At 40.4% G+C, this 18,242-nt stretch carries 20 protein-coding genes; 13 read left to right on the top strand and 7 right to left on the bottom strand.

The genetic code is table 11. From position 1 onward, the window contains the following. Positions 1 to 2: 2 nt before the first annotated feature. A complete protein-coding gene (locus tag ACO1XM_RS11210; protein ID WP_486228899.1) occupies positions 3 to 260 on the bottom strand; it encodes a hypothetical protein in 258 nt (85 codons plus the stop codon). 148 nt (positions 261 to 408) lie between these two features. On the opposite strand from ACO1XM_RS11210, the gene lptB reads away from it, so the two are divergent. Both lptB and ACO1XM_RS11200 read left to right on the top strand, forming a co-directional pair. Further along, positions 409 to 1,188, top strand: coding sequence for an LPS export ABC transporter ATP-binding protein (lptB, locus tag ACO1XM_RS11205; protein ID WP_486228897.1), 780 nt, complete (start codon positions 409 to 411; stop codon positions 1,186 to 1,188). Positions 1,189 to 1,251: 63 nt separating this feature from the next. Then, entirely contained in the window at positions 1,252 to 2,769 is a 1,518-nt protein-coding gene (locus ACO1XM_RS11200) for a GH3 auxin-responsive promoter family protein (RefSeq protein ID WP_486228895.1), read from the top strand. Between the two features lie 3 nt (positions 2,770 to 2,772). Here the strand turns inward: ACO1XM_RS11200 and ACO1XM_RS11195 are convergent, their stop codons facing one another. The 6 genes from ACO1XM_RS11195 to ACO1XM_RS11170 form a co-directional block, all read right to left on the bottom strand. Further along, positions 2,773 to 4,239 carry a cryptochrome/photolyase family protein gene (locus tag ACO1XM_RS11195; RefSeq protein WP_486229542.1) on the bottom strand — a complete coding sequence of 489 codons (1,467 nt, stop codon included), beginning with the start codon at positions 4,237 to 4,239 and terminating at the stop codon, positions 2,773 to 2,775. A gap of 40 nt (positions 4,240 to 4,279) precedes the next feature. Continuing rightward, a complete protein-coding gene (locus tag ACO1XM_RS11190; RefSeq protein WP_486228893.1) occupies positions 4,280 to 4,903 on the bottom strand; it encodes a deoxynucleoside kinase in 624 nt (207 codons plus the stop codon). 120 nt (positions 4,904 to 5,023) lie between these two features. After that, entirely contained in the window at positions 5,024 to 5,884 is an 861-nt protein-coding gene (locus tag ACO1XM_RS11185) for a DUF4097 family beta strand repeat-containing protein (protein ID WP_486228891.1), read from the bottom strand. Between the two features lie 48 nt (positions 5,885 to 5,932). Continuing rightward, positions 5,933 to 6,862, bottom strand: a complete 930-nt coding sequence (locus tag ACO1XM_RS11180) for a TPM domain-containing protein (RefSeq protein ID WP_486228889.1) — start codon at positions 6,860 to 6,862, stop codon at positions 5,933 to 5,935. Between the two features lie 31 nt (positions 6,863 to 6,893). Further along, positions 6,894 to 7,544, bottom strand: a complete 651-nt coding sequence (locus ACO1XM_RS11175; protein ID WP_486228887.1) for a TPM domain-containing protein — start codon at positions 7,542 to 7,544, stop codon at positions 6,894 to 6,896. Between the two features lie 37 nt (positions 7,545 to 7,581). Next, a complete protein-coding gene (locus tag ACO1XM_RS11170) occupies positions 7,582 to 8,298 on the bottom strand; it encodes a pyridoxine 5'-phosphate synthase (RefSeq protein WP_486228885.1) in 717 nt (238 codons plus the stop codon). A 67-nt stretch (positions 8,299 to 8,365) separates the two neighbouring features. On the opposite strand from ACO1XM_RS11170, the gene ACO1XM_RS11165 reads away from it, so the two are divergent. From ACO1XM_RS11165 to ACO1XM_RS11115, 11 genes are all read left to right on the top strand, one after another. Continuing rightward, the gene (locus ACO1XM_RS11165) at positions 8,366 to 8,815 is read left to right on the top strand and encodes a GatB/YqeY domain-containing protein (protein WP_486228883.1); all 450 of its coding nucleotides are present in this window, start codon (positions 8,366 to 8,368) and stop codon (positions 8,813 to 8,815) included. Next, the gene (locus ACO1XM_RS11160; protein ID WP_486228881.1) at positions 8,812 to 9,309 is read left to right on the top strand and encodes a CvpA family protein; all 498 of its coding nucleotides are present in this window, start codon (positions 8,812 to 8,814) and stop codon (positions 9,307 to 9,309) included. The genes ACO1XM_RS11165 and ACO1XM_RS11160 overlap by 4 nt, the downstream gene beginning before the upstream one ends. Positions 9,310 to 9,394: 85 nt before the next feature. Next, a complete protein-coding gene (locus ACO1XM_RS11155) occupies positions 9,395 to 10,147 on the top strand; it encodes an alpha/beta fold hydrolase (protein WP_486228879.1) in 753 nt (250 codons plus the stop codon). 60 nt (positions 10,148 to 10,207) lie between these two features. Then, positions 10,208 to 10,846 carry a CBS domain-containing protein gene (locus ACO1XM_RS11150; protein ID WP_486228877.1) on the top strand — a complete coding sequence of 213 codons (639 nt, stop codon included), beginning with the start codon at positions 10,208 to 10,210 and terminating at the stop codon, positions 10,844 to 10,846. A 90-nt stretch (positions 10,847 to 10,936) separates the two neighbouring features. After that, positions 10,937 to 11,809: an NAD kinase gene (locus ACO1XM_RS11145; RefSeq protein ID WP_486228874.1), complete on the top strand. Its 873-nt coding sequence runs from the start codon at positions 10,937 to 10,939 to the stop codon at positions 11,807 to 11,809. 44 nt (positions 11,810 to 11,853) lie between these two features. Beyond that, positions 11,854 to 12,894, top strand: coding sequence for a DUF6089 family protein (locus ACO1XM_RS11140; RefSeq protein WP_486228872.1), 1,041 nt, complete (start codon positions 11,854 to 11,856; stop codon positions 12,892 to 12,894). Further along, positions 12,894 to 13,568: a type IX secretion system protein PorG gene (gene porG / locus ACO1XM_RS11135; protein ID WP_486228870.1), complete on the top strand. Its 675-nt coding sequence runs from the start codon at positions 12,894 to 12,896 to the stop codon at positions 13,566 to 13,568. Before ACO1XM_RS11140 ends, porG begins: the two co-directional genes overlap by 1 nt. 153 nt (positions 13,569 to 13,721) lie before the next feature. Next, complete coding sequence (gene uppS, locus ACO1XM_RS11130) at positions 13,722 to 14,414, top strand: undecaprenyl pyrophosphate synthase (protein ID WP_486228868.1); 693 nt, start codon at positions 13,722 to 13,724, stop codon at positions 14,412 to 14,414. Further along, a complete protein-coding gene (locus ACO1XM_RS11125; RefSeq protein ID WP_486228866.1) occupies positions 14,414 to 17,095 on the top strand; it encodes a BamA/OMP85 family outer membrane protein in 2,682 nt (893 codons plus the stop codon). Before uppS ends, ACO1XM_RS11125 begins: the two co-directional genes overlap by 1 nt. A 2-nt stretch (positions 17,096 to 17,097) precedes the next feature. Then, the gene (locus tag ACO1XM_RS11120; protein WP_486228864.1) at positions 17,098 to 17,634 is read left to right on the top strand and encodes an OmpH/Skp family outer membrane protein; all 537 of its coding nucleotides are present in this window, start codon (positions 17,098 to 17,100) and stop codon (positions 17,632 to 17,634) included. A gap of 60 nt (positions 17,635 to 17,694) precedes the next feature. Further along, entirely contained in the window at positions 17,695 to 18,234 is a 540-nt protein-coding gene (locus tag ACO1XM_RS11115) for an OmpH/Skp family outer membrane protein (RefSeq protein ID WP_486228862.1), read from the top strand. Positions 18,235 to 18,242 lie beyond the last annotated feature (8 nt).

The following is an 18,242-nucleotide window of genomic DNA, read 5'->3' as shown; positions in this document are numbered from 1 at the left end:
ATTTACCCTAACAGTTCTAAGGGAAGTTTAATCTGATCAGAATAAAATGCCAGACGAGTAGAATCTTTATCGAGTAAAGCAATTTTAGCAATGGTGGAGTCTTTGTGTTCAACAAAGACTTCCACATAAAAATTACCCATCAGGTAAAGATTTACTTTGTATTGATAATAACGAATAGCCATGACAAAGCTTCCATCCTCATACAGGAGTCTTACCTTATCATTAAAGGTGAGTTTTTTGTATTCAGGCCATGTAATCATGCCTTAAACGTGGCTTAAAATACAGAAACAATCAAGCTTGATTTTAGATTATATTTTCACTAATCACACAGCTGCCCCAGCCAATAACTATGGATTAATTTTTGCTATTCTACCGATTCAATACCTTTGTTATAACTGATTTGATTTTATGGTGTTAAGGGCAGAAAACCTGGTAAAAAAATATAAGAAGCGCACAGTGGTGAATAATGTGTCTGTGCACGTTCAACAAGGCGAAATAGTTGGTTTACTAGGTCCTAACGGGGCAGGTAAAACTACTACCTTCTATATGACAGTCGGCTTGATTAAACCCAACGAAGGTCAGATCTTTTTGGACACAGAAGATATTACGGCCTTGCCCATGTATCAGCGTGCCAAGTTGGGCATTGGCTACTTGGCGCAAGAAGCCTCTGTATTTAGAAAACTTACGGTGGAGGAAAACATCATGGCCGTGCTTGAAATGCGTGATTTCACCAAACAGCAACGTAAAGATCGCGTAGAGGAAATGCTGGAGGAATTTAGTCTTACCCGCGTTCGCAAGAATATGGGTATGTCGCTTTCAGGTGGAGAGAGGCGCAGAACCGAGATAGCCCGAGCCTTGGCCGTAGACCCTAAGTTTGTATTGCTCGATGAACCTTTTGCAGGGGTTGATCCGATAGCCGTAGAGGAAATTCAGGGTATTGTGTCCAAACTAAAAACAAAAAATATAGGCATTCTTATTACCGACCATAACGTAGACGAAACCCTATCCATCACCGACCGCGCCTATTTGATGGTAGATGGTAAACTTTTCAAATCTGGGACAGCCGAAGAACTGGCAAGCGACCCCCAAGTGCGTAAAGTTTATCTTGGACAAAACTTTGAATTGCGCAGGGCCAGGGTTACGCTACCCCCAGATGCCTGGAAAGAAGAGTCTGGCCCCATTTTATAAGCTTTACCCAAGTTTTGCACTTCTCAGGATTAGCTTATTTTTGAGGTTTCCTAAATCTTAATCATGGGTCTGTTTAATACGATTGTAACCTGGGCTATGAAGCACCGCTTTAGTCAAATTGAGCGGTTCATGAATAACCCCCATGAGGTGCAATCAGAGTTATTGCAAAATTTGTTGCTTTCAGCAAGGCATACGGAATTTGGCCAACGTTACGATTTCAGATCAATAACAAATTACGATCAATTTAAAAGCCGAATTCCTGTTCATTCTTACGAACAATTCTATCCTTACATAGAACGCTTAATGCGTGGTGAACAAAATATATTATGGCCAAGTGAAATCAGGTGGTTCTCAAAATCATCGGGCACTACGAACGCACGAAGTAAGTTTATTCCTGTATCACCCGAAGCGCTGGATAATTGCCATTTCAAAGGAGGCAAAGACTTATTGTCCATTTACATCAATAACTATCCTGACACAAAAATTTTTGATGGTAAGGGTTTAGGTGTTGGGGGTAGTCATCAGGTAAACGAACTTGACCCGACAGCCGCTTCATTTTATGGTGATGTATCTGCAGTAATTATGCAAAACTTACCAGTTTGGGCAGAGTTTATTCGTACACCCAGTCTGCAAACAGCCCTGATGAATAGCTGGGAAGAGAAAATTGAGCGAATGGCGCAAGAAGTTTCTCAAGTGAATGTTACCCAAATAGCCGGAGTACCTACGTGGACTATCCTATTGATTCAACGCATAGTTGAACTGCAAGGCAAGAAAAATATTTTAGAAGTCTGGCCTTCATTAGAAGTGTTTTTTCATGGAGCTGTTGCCTTTGGCCCTTACCGTGCATTGTTTAAATCGTTAATACCTTCCGATAGTATGAACTATTGGGAGACCTACAATGCCAGCGAAGGATTTTTTGGTATACAGGATCAAAAAAATTCAGAAGAGCTTTTACTAATGCTGGATTATGGAATTTACTATGAATTTATTCCTGTTGAAGAACTCGACAAAGAGAATCCTTCAGCCCTTTCGTTAGAACAAGTGCAGCTGGGTAAAAATTATGCGATGGTCATAAGCACTAACTCAGGGCTATGGCGCTACAACATTGGCGATACGATAAAATTCACTTCTAAAAATCCATATCGTATTAAAATTTCAGGGCGTACCAAACATTTTATCAATGCTTTTGGTGAAGAATTGATTGTAGAAAATGCTGAGCAGGCAATTGCCAAAGCCTGCGAATCTACGGGTGCTGTGATTGATAACTTTACTGCAGCGCCTGTTTATTTGCAAGAAGGCAAAAAGGGTGGACATGAGTGGATCATTGAGTTTAGGAAAAAACCAGATGACCTGAATCAGTTCACAAAAATGCTGGACGATACATTGCGCACCATTAACTCTGACTATGATGCCAAACGCGCAAAAGATCTTGCGCTGGTTGCTCCTATTGTGCACAGTGCAGCGGAAGGCACCTTTTATAACTGGATGAAGAAGCGGGGAAAGCTGGGCGGTCAAAATAAAGTCCCGCGTTTATCTAACACACGGGAATATGTTGATGATTTGCTGCTGCTGATGCAGTAAGCCTTACTTTAATTTTTTAAGAAAATCTTCGGCAACTGCTAAATGTGCCTCTAACTTACTTTTTTCCATTTTATTAACGAGATTAACCATCATACTCATGCGTTGATTGTTTTTAAAAATATCCTGATGCTTAAAAAGGAATCGCCAGTAAAGTGCATCCCAAACAGCGCACCAATCTCCCTTTTTGTAATCACTCATTTTTAAAACATAATTTGATCCTGAAACATAGGGCTTGGTGGTAATGAATCCACCATCAGCATATTGACTCATGCCATATACATTAGGCACCATTACCCAGTCGTACGCATCAATAAATAATTCCATAAACCAACGGTAGACCTCATCTGGATCAAATTCGCACAGCAGCATAAAATTACCGAGTAACATCAGCCTTTCAATATGGTGACAGTATGCATTGGCTAAAACTTTTTTAATGGTGGCGTCAATGGGTTCAATGCCCGTTTCACCTCGCCAAAAACTTTCCGGAATTTTTTTGTCGAAATTAAAAAAGTTGGTTGTTCTTTCGCGTACTCCTTCAAACTGATAAACGCCACGCATAAACTCGCGCCAACCTATAATTTGTCTTAAAAATCCCTCAAGACTATTTATCGGAAAATTCTTTTTAGTGTGCACACGTAAGGTTTCATCTATAATTTGTTGTGGAGTGAGTAAGCCAATATTTAGTGCTGGTGTAAGTGCTGAGTGAAACAGGATCGACTCTTTTTTTGCAATGGCATCTTCGTATTCTCCGAAGTGCTCCATCCTGTTTTCCAGAAAATCATTTAATGCCCTTTTTGCCTCTTCATGTGTAGTAGGGTAATTAAAACCATCATCGACACCGTATGTATGAGTAAACTTTTCGCCAACATACTCCCTGGCCTCCTTTACAAATTGATTTTCAGTAAAATATTTATATATAGGTGATTGAAAATTTTTGGGCAACTTCTTTCGATTATCCTCATCGAAGGACCAACGCCCACCCAAAGGTTCTCCATTATCCTGCAGCAACAGGTTAAACTTTTTTCGCTGCTGCACATAGAATGGTGCCATAAAGTATTTTTTACCTTTCCCCAATTGCCGTTGAAAGTCATCAGGTGCTAGTAAAAAATTTTCGTTTTTGTATTTTTGTAAATCAAGCTTATACTTTTTAGCATAACGCAGTATTCTTCTTTCCAACAAATAATCAGTTGTATCTGTATAGTGAAGTGTTTCTATTTTGTTTTTTTGTAAGTTTATGAAGGCGCTTTCCAGACTTAGCTTTGGATTAAAATCGAGGTAGTGTACATCATAACCTTTATTCTCAAGCCATGATTGATAGTATTTCATTGAAGCCCTGTGCAATACAAGCTTCTGTTTGTGAAACTTATATTGAGAAAAATATAACGAATCCTCTATCAAATAGATAAGAGTACTTTTGTCGAACGAGATGGATTGATAAAGTTGGTGTGGAAAAACAAAGGCTGCGTGCATATTGCTCAAACAGCCTTTGTTTGTATTTGTTTAAAAAGGTCTAGCCAAATAGACTATTGATCTCTAAATCAATTTTATTAACAATAAAGGAGAAGTCTTCAGTATTATCCAGAAAATTCATATTGTTAACATCCACGATCAACAACTTACCAGCCGAGTAGGAATTGATCCATTCTTCGTAATGCTCATTGAGTGTTTTTAAATAGTCAAGACGAATGGCATACTCATAATCGCGTCCTCTTTTTTGAATTTGCTCCACCAGCTTGGGAATATCAGCTCTTAGATAAATAAGTAGGTCTGGGGGTTCTACAAATTTCACCATCGAATGAAAGATGTCCAGGTAACTTTTATAGTCGCGTTCATTAATGTGACCGCTTTTATGGAGGTTAGCTGCAAAGATGTAAGCATCTTCATAAATCGTTCTGTCCTGTACGGTTACATTACCTGTACTTCTGATTTCATTGATTTGCTTAAAGCGGCTGTTTAAAAAGTAGATCTGTAAATGAAAGGCCCAGCGCTTCATGTCCTCATAAAAATCACGTAAGTATGGATTGTCCTCAACAGATTCGTATAAAATCTGCCAGCCGTAATGCTTACCTAGTTTTCCGGCCAATGTGGTTTTACCACAACCAATATTACCCGCAATTGCAATGTGTTTCAGCATAGACGCGCGAAGGTAAAAGGCATAGCGCTGTGCGCAAAGCAGAAGTATCAATTATTATAAAAAAGTCCTGCCAACACTTCTCTGGCAGGACTTTTTTAACTTTTTAATCAGAATTTGAAACTATTTGGCAATAAGTTTTACGCTGGCATCATCTGCGCTCACTTTTACCCTGGCTGTACCTTTACCCAACGCCAGCTTTTTATAATTCTCATTATCCTCTAAAACTCTGAAATCGCCATCTGCTCTTATACTACTGTCGTCATGCCGGATGCTAAATTCACCCCCACCACTTAAAATATCAAAAAACACCATGCCATCTTCAGTGTCTATACTGTATACACCACCATTTTCGAGTGAAGTATGCACGATAAAATCTCCATCATCAAGCCGGGCATTGATTTCGCTGAAAGCAGCTTCTAAAATCTCCACATCTGCATCGTCTGCCACTACCTCTAATGAGCCCTTGCCTTTATCCATGGTTATATCTCCATCATCAAGCCTGAAGCTAAAGCGATCGCCAAGACAGTTGGTTAATTGAGCATTGCCGTCATCAAAATTCATGGATATAGCACCATTAATATTTTTTATCACATAGTCACCATCATCTCCACGTATAGTCAGACTTATGCCTTCGGGAGCTTCAATTAAAATTTTATAATCTTCATTGTAGTAGCCAATAATACCAATGTTAACATTCGACTGTTGTTCGCGGATAGTGAGATTACCATTTTCTGCATTAACACTTACATTAAAAGAGCCTTCACTTTTGTACCAGCCTTTTACAGTTACTACTCTATCGATCTTAACACGCGCGGTCGCACCCCGAGTAGTGCCTGTTATCCGAACATCAGCATCAGAAGAATTCAGATCAATAGTGCCATTGCTTGCCATGGCATATTCTTTATCAAGATGAAAATCGTCTTGTTGCGCAAAAGCAAAACTTGCCAGAAAGACAAGACTAAGGGTTAATGTGGTTTTCATGGGATGTTGGTTTATCCCTAAGACGCAGTTTTTAAATGAAGGGTTGCATCACCAGGAGCCGCTGCTTCCACCACCTCCAAAACTGCCACCTCCACCAGAGAAGCCGCCTCCGCCAGACCATCCACCACCGCTTCCGCCACCTACAAACCAACCGCCACCACCAGACCATCCTCCGCCTTTGCCGCGATTATTATTTTTCATTTTTTCGGCCATTGACTTACCCCACGCAGTTTTGGGTAAAATCATTTTTAAAATGGGCAGGCCAAGCGCATATGTGGCTAAGGTGGCAAGCCCCCCATTGGTACCTAGTACAAAAAGTGGAAAGGTTCCGTAAAAGGGAATAAGAAAAGCATAAAGTCCCCATCCGGCACAACCGGGTGTAAATAATGCGAAGAAGGTAAAGACTGCCAGTATGCCAAAAACAAACAAGCCCACAATTACTTTGTCTTTTGCAGACATACTGTTACCTGAACTATTGGGTGTATTCTCCGCATTGTATTCGCCTTTTATAGCCAGCATAATACTGTTGACACCTGCAGTGATTCCGGCATCATAATCTTGCCTGCGAAAGGCAGGCGCAATTTCATTGCGTATAATCCTGCTACAAAGGGCATCAGGAAGAGGTCCTTCCAAGCCCTCGCCTACCTCAATTCGCATTTTGCGATCATTAATAGAGATGAGTAAAAGCACGCCATTATCATTTTTAGCAGAACCTAACTTCCAGGCTTCCGCTACCCTAAGTGCATAATCTTCAACAGATTCACCTTCTAAAGAAGAAATAATTAAAACGGCAATCTGGTTAGTAGTTGAATCTTCAAAAACTTTAAGCGAATTTTCTAATTGCTGCGCAGTTTGTGCAGACAATACTTTGGCATCATCGTGCACACGCATGCCCCAAAGTTCGGGCACAGTTAATTGAGCTATAGAAGAAGAAAAAGAAAGTAAAATCAGTGTGAATAAGAGTATTGATTTTTTCATGAGTGTGAAGAGTCGGAGAACACGTAAAAAATTAACCAATGCGTAAGTCGTCATTCAATTCGTTTACATCATCATCAGCGATGGCAAAATTGTTTTGAAGTAAAATCTGACCACATTGTTTTATACAATGCTCAAGGCCGCCAATGGTATCGCCATTTTTTATTTTTTCAATGAGCTGTCTTACCATCTGGTCCCACTCACGCTGATCTACAACCTTGCTTATACCCTTATCGGCCATTACAATTACTTCGTGTTCGAAGAAGGAGATAAAAATCATGATGCCTGTGCGTTGCCTTGTATTAAAAACCTCTTGTTCCAAAAAAGCAGATTCAGCTTTTAGCTTGGTTGCTTTATCCATGTGGAGCTGTGTAAGCATAAGGCGTTTGACAGGATCCCAAAAATGAGCCAACAATCCACCAACAAATCCAAATGTAAGTACGGTAATGAAAATGATGAGTGGATCATAAATGGCAAGCTCAGGCACATACCGGTCAAAAATTACGATACATAGAAAAGTGATAGCTGCAAAAGCCAGTGCGGATCGATAGCCTGCTATGGCATAAACCCCACTTCTTTCCACCATTACGGGCACGATCTCGCCCGATACTTTACTTTCAGCCTCCTTTACAGCCGCTTTAATGCGCTGTAAATCTGAATCGCTAAATTTTTTTTTGAGATTCATATACTTACGATGAAAAGTAAAGTTAACTCAAAAAGCCTTAGACTTTAAGTTTCTGCAAGTAAAGCTGAATGGTATTCTCAAGTCCGTAATATAGGGCGTCACAAACAACGGCATGTCCGATGCTCACCTCATCCAGATAAGGTACAGATTTGGCAAAAAAATTAAGGTTGTTTAAATCAAGGTCATGCCCGGCATTAATACCCAAGCCAAGTTGATGGGCAATCCTTGCACTTTCAATGTATGGCTTTACTGCTACTTCAGGACTTACCAAAAATTCGCGTGCATAAGGCTCTGTGTATAACTCAATGCGATCAGCACCAACTTTTGCAGCACCTTCTACCATATGTGGTTGTGGATCCACAAAAACAGATACACGGGTTCCGCTTTTCTTTAATTCCTGAATAATTTCTTTAAGAAGAGCCTGATTGCGAATGGTGTCCCAACCGGCATTGGAGGTTAATACATCTGGCCCATCTGGCACCAGGGTAGCCTGTGCTGGACTGACTTCTCGTATAAGTTGCATGTAGCGCTTATCTGGATAGCCCTCAATGTTAAACTCTGTTGTTACTACCTCCTTGAGTTGTATCACATCGCTGTAGCGAATATGCCGCTCATCCGGCCTTGGGTGTACGGTGATGCCTTGGGCACCAAAGCGCTCACAATCAAGGGCTGCTTTCACCACATCCGGATTGTTTCCGCCTCTTGCATTTCTGAGTGTGGCGAATTTATTAATATTGACGCTGAATCTAATCACTTCCTTTAAACAGATAGAACAAGAAATCGTTTCACAAAAATTATCTTTACACAAGTAAAATCAAAGTATGAGCTTAAAGCAACAAATAGACCAGGATATTAAACAGGCCATGCTGGCCAAAAATAAAGAAGAACTTGAAGCCCTCCGCGGTATTAAGTCACTTATTCTGCTTGCCGAAACGGAAAAAGGCGGTAGTGGGGAGGTTGCGTCAGATGTAGAGAATAAACTACTGATGAAAGCGGCTAAGCAGCGTAAAGAATCCGCTGATATTTTTACACAACAAAATAGGGCCGACCTGGCCGAGAAGGAACTCAAGCAACTTGAAGTAATCAGTCGTTACCTGCCCAAACAATTAAGTGAGGCAGAGCTCACAATAGAACTTAAAAAAATAATTGAAGCTACCGGAGCTAAGTCAGCTGCTGAGATTGGTAAGGTAATGGGTGTAGCTACCAAACAGTTGTCAGGTAAAGCTGATGGAAAAATGATTTCAGAACTTGTTAAAAAATTATTGGCTTGAGTTACATAGACATTGCCCTCATTTTATTTCTGATTTTTGGAGCATATAGTGGTTATAAAGAAGGTTTCCTGATGGGACTTTTCTCTATGCTGGCTATTTTACTTGGTATTTTAGGCGGTTTCAAATTAATGGGTAACGCCATGGTACTGCTCGATCAGCAATTTAATATTGATGAAACTGTTTTGCCATACCTTGCTTTTGCAGTAGTTTTTATTCTGGTTGTCATTATTGTTAATCTTATCGGTAAATCGATAAGAGCTTCTATTGACGAAGGCTTTTTAGGAAAGGCCGACCAATCGGCTGGCGCATTGCTGGGAATTTTTAGAACGGCTTTTATGTTAAGTGTGGGTCTGTGGATTATTCAATCACTTAAAATTGTTTTCCCTGAGCAATGGACAGAGAATGCCTGGCTTTACCCAAAAATTTCTGTGTTGGCGCCAACAGTGGCAGCATGGGTCGGTGATTATTTACCATTGTTTGGCGATATCTTCTGATTCTTTCTTTCGATGTAAGAAAGAGCTCATTTAGTGCAAGGTATATTTCTATTTTTTTACTTACTTATCATCCGAAATCAAAGCTATGGCCTTAGTTGTTAAAGAAGAAGGGGAGTTTAAATATGTAGATGAAGGCAGCGGTCCTGTGGTGCTTTTGCTGCACGGACTCTTTGGTGCTTTAAGCAATTGGGAAGGTGTTACAAACCGTTTCTCAAAAAACTTCAGAGTGGTAATTCCCATGCTTCCTATTTATGAAATGCCAATCAGAGAAGCAGGTATTGATGGCCTTAGAAAATTTGTGGAAGAATTTGTGGCCACCAAAAACCTCCATGATATGATTATTATGGGGAATAGCCTAGGGGGGCATGTGGCCCTGGCATACACACTTAAAAATCCAGATAAAGTAAGGAAACTCATCCTTACCGGAAGCTCAGGTTTATTTGAAGATTCGATGGGAGGCTCTTACCCGAAACGCGGTAATTATGAATACATCAAAGAACGTGTGGCCTATACATTTTATGATCCCAAAGTGGCGACCAAGGAATTGGTAGATGAGGTTTTTGAAACCACCAACAGCATACCTAAATGTATGCGTATTGTGGCCATAGCCAAATCGGCACAACGGCATAATATGGCAACAGATATACCAAACATTAAAGCGCCCACCTTTTTGGTGTGGGGACTTAATGATACTATAACGCCTCCTATTGTGGCGCATGAGTTTAACAGACTTATTCCAAACTCCACGCTACAGTTTATTGATAAATGTTCGCATGCACCCATGATGGAGCATCCGGAAAAGTTTAATGAGCTTGTTGAAGAATTTATGCTTAAATAACAGCAGAAAGGTAATTGCCCTATGTCCCAATAAATGATAGCTGAAGACCTGATAAACCACATGATACCCCCGTTAAAGGGAACAGACGATGCGCATAAGGCTATTGTGTGGATGGAAGAATTTCGTTGCAACTATCTGCCCGTTGTGGAAGATGGAATCCTTCTTGGCTTTATCTCTGAAGAAATTATTCTGGAGACAAATGACATTGATCGTGAAGTAAAAGACTTTAACCTGCAAGGCGAGAAAAGTTCTGTACAGAAAGGAACGCACTTTTATGATGTACTCAAGGTAGCCGCTGAGAATAAGGTACAAATGGTGGCCGTACTGGACGAAGACAATAAGTACTGTGGTGTAATCACGGTACAAGACACCATGGCCTCTTTTGCACAAACCGCAGCAGTGCAGATGCCGGGCAGTGTGCTCGTGTTATCTATGAATCACGTTGATTATTCACTGGCAACGATTAGCAGGTTAATTGAAGAAAATAATGCCAAAATTTTAAGCAGTTTAGTGAAAGAAGATCCACTTGAGAATGCAAGAATGCGGCTTATTCTTAAGATTAACCAGACCGATTTATCCAGAACAGTAGCAACACTAGAGCGTTTTGGTTACCGTGTCATAGGCCGTTATCAGGAACAGAAGCAAGAACCTGCTAACAAAGAAAGAATCGACATGCTCCTTCGCTATCTAGACATCTAAATCTATTCCTCCACAGCCATTTTTGTGAATAAAAGATGCTTATCTTTAAGTTTTTCAGGTATTTAACACAACCTACTTAAAGTCAGATATATGCAAGTTGGATTGCATGGAAAGGAGTTTTCACTAAAATCCTTACCCGTTATTGAACGGGTATTAGACCTGATTCATGAGCATGGTGCAGAAGCCTGTGTCTCTTACTCCTTTGCGAGCCAGCTAAAAAAGGCCGGTTCAAAGCAAAAATTCCAGATTTACGATAAAGGTGCTTCCCTCAAGGATATGAAATTTGTTTTGAGCCTTGGCGGGGATGGCACATTGCTGGAAACGGTTTCTCATGTTGGGAACACAGAGGTTCCTGTATTAGGAATAAATCTTGGCCGACTGGGCTTTTTGGCCACAATCAACAAAGATGAAACCTCCCTGGCACTTGGCAAACTCTTTGAAGGAGCCTATACAATCGACAGGCGATCACTTTTAAAATTAGAGCTTAAAGAAGATCTTTTCGATGGGCTAAACTTCGCCCTTAACGATTTAACAGTTTTGAAAAAGGATACTGCCACCATGCTTATAATCCATACCCATATTGATGGCGAGTACCTGAATTCCTATTGGGCTGATGGGATTATTGTATCAACCCCCACGGGAAGCACAGGCTATAATTTGAGTTGTGGTGGTCCTTTGGTTCATCCGAAATCATCAAACTTTATCATAACACCTGTTAGCCCACATAATCTAACAGCAAGACCAATTATTCTTCCTGATTCTTCAGAGATTACACTTGAAGTGGAGGGACGCAGTAAAAATTTTTTAATTACACTTGATAGCCGGGTGGCAACTGGCTTATCTGGTTTAAAACTGAATATTAAGCGGGAAAATTTCGCAGCTAACTTAATACAACTGGAAGGTCAGCATTATTTCAAGACCCTTCGAAGCAAGCTTAACTGGGGTCTGGATATTCGCAACTAATTTTTAACTATTTTTGCAAGGCTTTAATCATCAACATCATAGATATGCGTAGGGGTTTAATCATTTGTTTGACTTTAGTGGCTTTTTTACTCTCAATCGATTCGCAAGCACAGATGAATCGAAAGAAAATAAAGAAGAATAATCGGTCAATTGCACACTTTAAGGGTAAGAAAAGAGGCTTTGATCCGGCAAAAAAATACAATGCCTTGGGCATTTCCCTCAATGCCCTCAATTACTACGGGGACATTGCACCGCTTCCTAATAGAATCAGTACGGACATTGGCTTCACACGACCCGCCATTGGTGTTTCATTCACTCACCGATTTGGACCTTTTTATCAGTTGACAGGCGGTTTCTCTTATGGTACTTTGGCTGGTTCAGATGCTGAGTCGGCCGATCCAACAGATAATAATGCAGCCTTCAGGTATGTAAGAAACCTGAGCTTCAGAAATAGAATTAAGGAGTTGTCAGTGGTGGGTCAATTTGATTTATTCCCTAACCAGGGTACCTACATCAGTCGTGTGCGTTGGACCCCCTTTGCTTTTGCCGGACTGGCTGTTTTTCATCACAATCCTCAGGCGCAAAACGCCAATGGTGAATGGGTAAACCTTGAACCACTCGGAACGGAGGGTCAGTATGCTCAACTAAGTCCAACAGATGTTAACTACGGTATTAAACCTTATAAGCTGATCCAATTGGCCATTCCTTTTGGTATTGGTGCACGTTTTCGTGCCAATGAAGTAATTGATATTTCTGCCGAATTCGGCTTCAGGTATTTGTTTACAGACTACATAGATGATGTGAGCCAGAATTATGTTAACCTGGATTTATTATCTGATGAAGCCAAGGCTTTTTCGTACAGATCAAACCTTGTTAATCCTGCGAGCAGCGAGAGAGTATCTGAAATCATGTCAAACACGCATCCCACACTTACTTATAATGGCAGCCCCTTGATAAATGGATACGGGCATGAGCACCCGGATAATGTAAGAGGAAATAAAAATGATCGTGACATCTACACAATTACAACCATACGTGTAACGTATATACTGGGTAAAACCTTTCACAGGGCTAAATTCAGATAATGCGTTTTTACTTCATCATTATTATCCTTTCATACTCCCTTTTGGCCAATGGCCAAAGAGCTGAAATTGGTTTTGGTGTTGGCACCTGGAATTATACAGGAGATCTATCAAGAACATATAATATTTTAAATGTAAAGCCTGCAGGCACTATTCTGTATCGCTCAAACCTCGGGCGTGCCATAAGCTTTAGAACCTCTGTTTCAGCCGGCAAAATTGCCGCAAGCGATGCTCGCCCTATTGATGCCTTTGCAACAAACAGAGGAGCCTCTTTTAATCTTTTTTTATATGAATTGGCGCTGGCCACAGAATATCATTTTTTGGACTGGCGAAGTGAAAAAAGACCCTTGCGCTTCACTCCTTATGTAGTAACCGGACTTGGGTTATTTGGAATGGCTGGGCAAATTCAAAAATCAGCCGAATACAGCAGCATTCAGCCTTCAGTGCAATTGGGCATTGGCTTTAAATATGTGCTTAACCCTCTCTGGTACCTGAGCATTGAGTTTAGCAGCCGCAAAACCTTTTTTGACTATCTGGATAATGTTTCAGAGGGGAATACAGCAAATAAGAACTACCGATACGGAAATCCTAACGATAACGACAACTATCATTTTTTGGGAATTACACTTACAAGGACTTTCTATACCATCCCTTGCCCCACCAATCCCTATAAGTAAGTACAAAAATTTGGCTTTACTTGCCTAAACCAGTATAATAGACCAAGAATTATCTACTAATCAATAACTTATTATCCTTATTTTTGCCGCCTTGTGGCTTCTTACCGCGAACATATAGACCCAAATAATTTACCCCGCCATATTGCCGTTATAATGGACGGCAATGGACGCTGGGCTAAAAAGAAAGGCGCCCTGCGCATTTTCGGGCACCGCAATGCCATACAATCAGTAAAAGATGTAACGGAGGCTTGCGGAGAACTTGGAATAAAATATTTAACACTCTATGCCTTCTCTACCGAAAATTGGGGTAGACCAAAGGAAGAGGTAGATGGTTTAATGGAGCTTTTGGTAAATACCTTGAAAAAAGAGATCAAAACCTTAATGGACAACAGTGTAAAACTGAAGACTATTGGCGACACATCTCATTTACCGAAAGAATGCCAGGATAACCTGCAGTGGGCAAAAGACACAACACAAGGTAATGAAGGGCTGACACTTATTCTGGCCTTAAGTTACTCTGGCCGTTGGGAGATAACAGAGGCTGTTAAAAAGGTGGCCAACGAGGTAAAGAAAGGGAATTTAGAACCATCAGCCATTACTGATAAGGTGATTGAGAACTATTTGGAGACTTCTGGCATCCCAGATCCTGAGTTGCTCATCCGCACCAGTGGTGAACTGCGCATAAGTAATTTCCTGCTTTGGCAAATTGCTTACACAGAGCTTTACATCACGCCAACCTTATGGCCTGATTTTAGAAAAGAAAATTTATATGAAGCCATCTGGTCGTATCAGCAACGCGAACGAAGATTTGGTAAAACAAGTGAGCAATTGAATCCTGTGGGATAATGAAAAGATTTGTACTATTTTTTTTACTGCTAACATTTTTTGCAACGGTAACATCCGCCCAGTTTAGAAGGAGCCGTGACCGTGCAGGCAGCGCAAGCGACAATAACTTGAACTATGCAAACCCAGGCGAGTATACCCTAGCTGGTATCGAGGTAGTTGGTTTAAATGTGCTCGATAAAAACTCCATGGTTGCTCTTACCGGTTTAAAAATTGGCGATAAAATAAAAATACCCGGAGATGGTATATCAAGTGCAATTCGCAAATTATGGAAACTTGGTTTGGTGGGTGATGTTTCCATCAAAGTTGATCGTATTGAAGGCAATGATGTTTACTTAATACTTGAACTTTCTGAAAGACCACGACTAACAGCTTTTTATTTTACAGGCATAAGCAAAGGACAAGAGTCTTCCTTAAAAGAAGATCTAAGCCTTATACGCGGCAAAATTGTTAATGATGCCCTAATCAGAAACACAGAGAATGCAGTACGCAAACACTTTGTTAAAAAAGGGTTTCTCAATACCGAAGTTAAAATAATTCAGGAGCGAGATACCTTAAACAGAGAGGGTATAAAACTAAACATAGATGTAAGACCTTACTCTAAAGTAAAAATTAATAAAATCAACATTGAAGGCAACGAAGAAATTTATGCCGGAAAATTAAAACGTAAATTAAAATCAACACACGAACATCCACGCTTTACTTTACATAGAGCTATTGTTAATTCATTATTTACAAAACAGGTTTGGAAAATGGGCGACTCTACCACCTGGACTGATGTAAAAACATTCCTGAACGATAATATTAAGCTCAATGTATTCGCTGGATCCAAATACATTAAAACAGATTACGAGGAAGATAAAAAGAGCCTGATCAGTTTCTATAACTCTAAAGGTCATCGCGATGCTGAAATTTTATTCGACACTGTATTTGCTCATAACAAGCGAACCGTTGATGTAAACATAAAACTTGTTGAAGGCCCCAAGTATCACTTTAGAAACATTACCTGGAAGGGTAATTACCTACACAGCGACAAGACACTAGCTGCAATTTTGGGTATTAAGAAGGGTGATATTTATAATAGAGAATTATTAGACCGCAAAATATCCTTTGATCAAAAAACAGGGGTGGATATTAGTGGATGGTATATGGACGATGGTTATTTATTTTTTAATGCACGTGCGTTTGAAAAAGTAGTAGAGGGCGACTCCATTGACGTTGAAATGAGGATCTTTGAGGGTGAGCAAGCGATTATAGATGAAGTTACGTTTAGTGGAAATCAGCGCACAAGCGATCATGTGGTTCGTAGAGAATTGAGCACAATGCCTGGTCAAAAATTCAGACGCTCAGATATTATTCGTACACAACAGCGACTTGGACAATTAGGCTATTTTGATCCTGCTAAAATTGGTCAAAACATTGTACCGAACCCTGCCGATGGTACCGTTGACATTGAATGGCAGTTAGAAGAACAATCAAATGATCAGATCCAACTCTCAGGCGGATGGGGTGGTCAGTTCGGTTTTGTCGGAACGCTTGGTCTTACTTTTAATAACTTCTCCCTTAGAAACGTGCCCAAGATAAAAGAATGGAGACCTTTGCCTGTAGGCGATGGTCAACGTCTATCCATTCAGGCACAGGCTAACGGAAGATCTTATCAGAACTATAGTTTCTCCTTTACAGAGCCCTGGTTAGGTGGTCGCAAGCCACACTCACTTACTGTCAGTTATTCACGCTCTTTCTCAAGATCGGCAGGCTTGGGTGCCACTAATATTTTTGATTTGAACTCGCTTATCAAATTAGATAATATCTCTGTTGGTTTAGGACGTTTCCTTGAATGGCCCGACAACTATTTCACATTGAACAACTCCTTGTCATTCTCTTCATTTAACCTGGAGAACATTAATTATGGCCTAGGTTGCAGCACATGCAGCTCTTATGCTATATCACTGATTACATCCATCTCAAGAAGCAGCATTGATGATCCTCGCTATCCGGCACAAGGTTCTCAGATATCATTGACCACAACACTCACACCTCCTTACTCATCTTTTAATAATAAGGACTATAATAATCTTTCTGATGAGGAAAGAAACAGATTCCAGGAATACCACAAATGGATGTTTGACGCGAAGTGGTACCTGCCTTTGGATAGAAAGAAGAAACTTGTGATTGAAGCGAAAGCACACTTCGGATTCTTGGGAGCCTACAATACAAACAAAACCGGTATAGGTCCATTCGAACGTTTCTATCTTGGTGGTGATGGTCTTGCCGGTGGTTTTAGCTCATTTGTGTTAGGTCAGGAAGTAGTGGGTTTAAGAGGTTATGAAAACAATGCGATTACACCACCAGACTATGGCACAGGTAACACTACTTCAAATGTTAGGGGTGGTATAGCATACGATAAGTTTGGCTTGGAATTACGCTACCCGGTAACTACAGGAAACACAGCCACCATTTATGGTTTTGCCTTTACAGAGGCAGGTAATAACTGGGGCAATTACAAAGACTTTAATCCGTTTAAGATGTATCGTTCGGCAGGATTTGGTGCACGTATATTTATGCCTGCTTTTGGTCTGATCGGACTTAACTGGGCTTACGGATTTGATACCGTGCCCCTCGGGGGCAGAGGTGCCATTAGCGGATCTCAGTTCCACTTTACTATTGGTCAACAAATTCGTTAAACATGCAAAAACTGCTGCTTACAAGCCTATTCTGCATTTTCGGCCTGACTTTTGTAAATGCTCAGCGGTTCGGGTATATCGACACGGATTATATCCTGAAGAAAATGCCTGAATACAAAAAAGCAGAGGACGAAATAGGTCAGCTGTCGCAAGCCTGGGAAAAAGAAGCAAGTGAAATGGCCAAAGGAATAGAAGCCATGTATGCTGCACTACAAGCAGAGCAAGTGTTGCTGACAGACGAGATGAAAACAGAACGCCAAAAGGCAATTAAAGTGAAGGAAAATGAACTAAAGGAGTATCAGAAAAAGGCTTTTGGTTTTGAAGGACTCCTTTTTTTAAAAAAGCAGGAGTTGATTAAACCCGTGTTGGATAAAATTTGGGACGCTGCAGATAAAGTGGCCAAACAAAACAACCTCGCTATAGTTTTTGATAAAGCAGGACAACTGGTGATGATTTATACCGACCCGCGTTATGACTATACAGAATTTGTGCTCGAAGCTTTAGGCTTAGGCGATCCGAACGATACTATTAAAAATTAAATTATACTTTTACACAACCATAGAAACAGAATAATCCAATTGAACTTTGAATTAATGACCATGAGAACACTATTTTTCCTTTTTGCTTTCGGATTAGTAACATCTGTAGCAAGTGCGCAGACACCTTCTAAAATAGGTTCTGCCGATGTAGATTATATCTTCAGCCAGATGCCAGAATTTAAGCAGATCGATGCTGATTTAAAGTCACTCGAAAATATGCTTAAGAAAAACCTTGAGGCAAAAGGTCAGGAGTTTCAACGCAAAGTGGCTGAATACCAACAGAACGAAGCAACCATGTTGGATGCTGTAAGACAAAACACACAAAGAGAATTACAGCAACTACAAGCCAATCTTGAAAAAATGCAGCAAGATGCACAAGCTGAAATTCAAAAGAAATCAGCAGGCTTGATGGAACCAGTTTATACTAAAGTTGGTAAGGCAATTGAAGATGTAGCAAAAGAAAATGGCTATACCTTTATCCTGAATCAGCAAATTGGCGGTTTGGATGTAATCCTTTATGGTGACCAAAATGCTGACGTCTCTGATCTTGTATTGAAGAAAATGGGTGTAACACCTGCTGCAGCAGCACCTAAAAAGTAATCAGTAAA

It is taken from the genome of Chryseotalea sp., from assembly GCF_057350905.1.
Note: the sequence above shows the minus strand (reverse complement) of the source record. Positions and strands in the feature narration are given on the sequence as shown.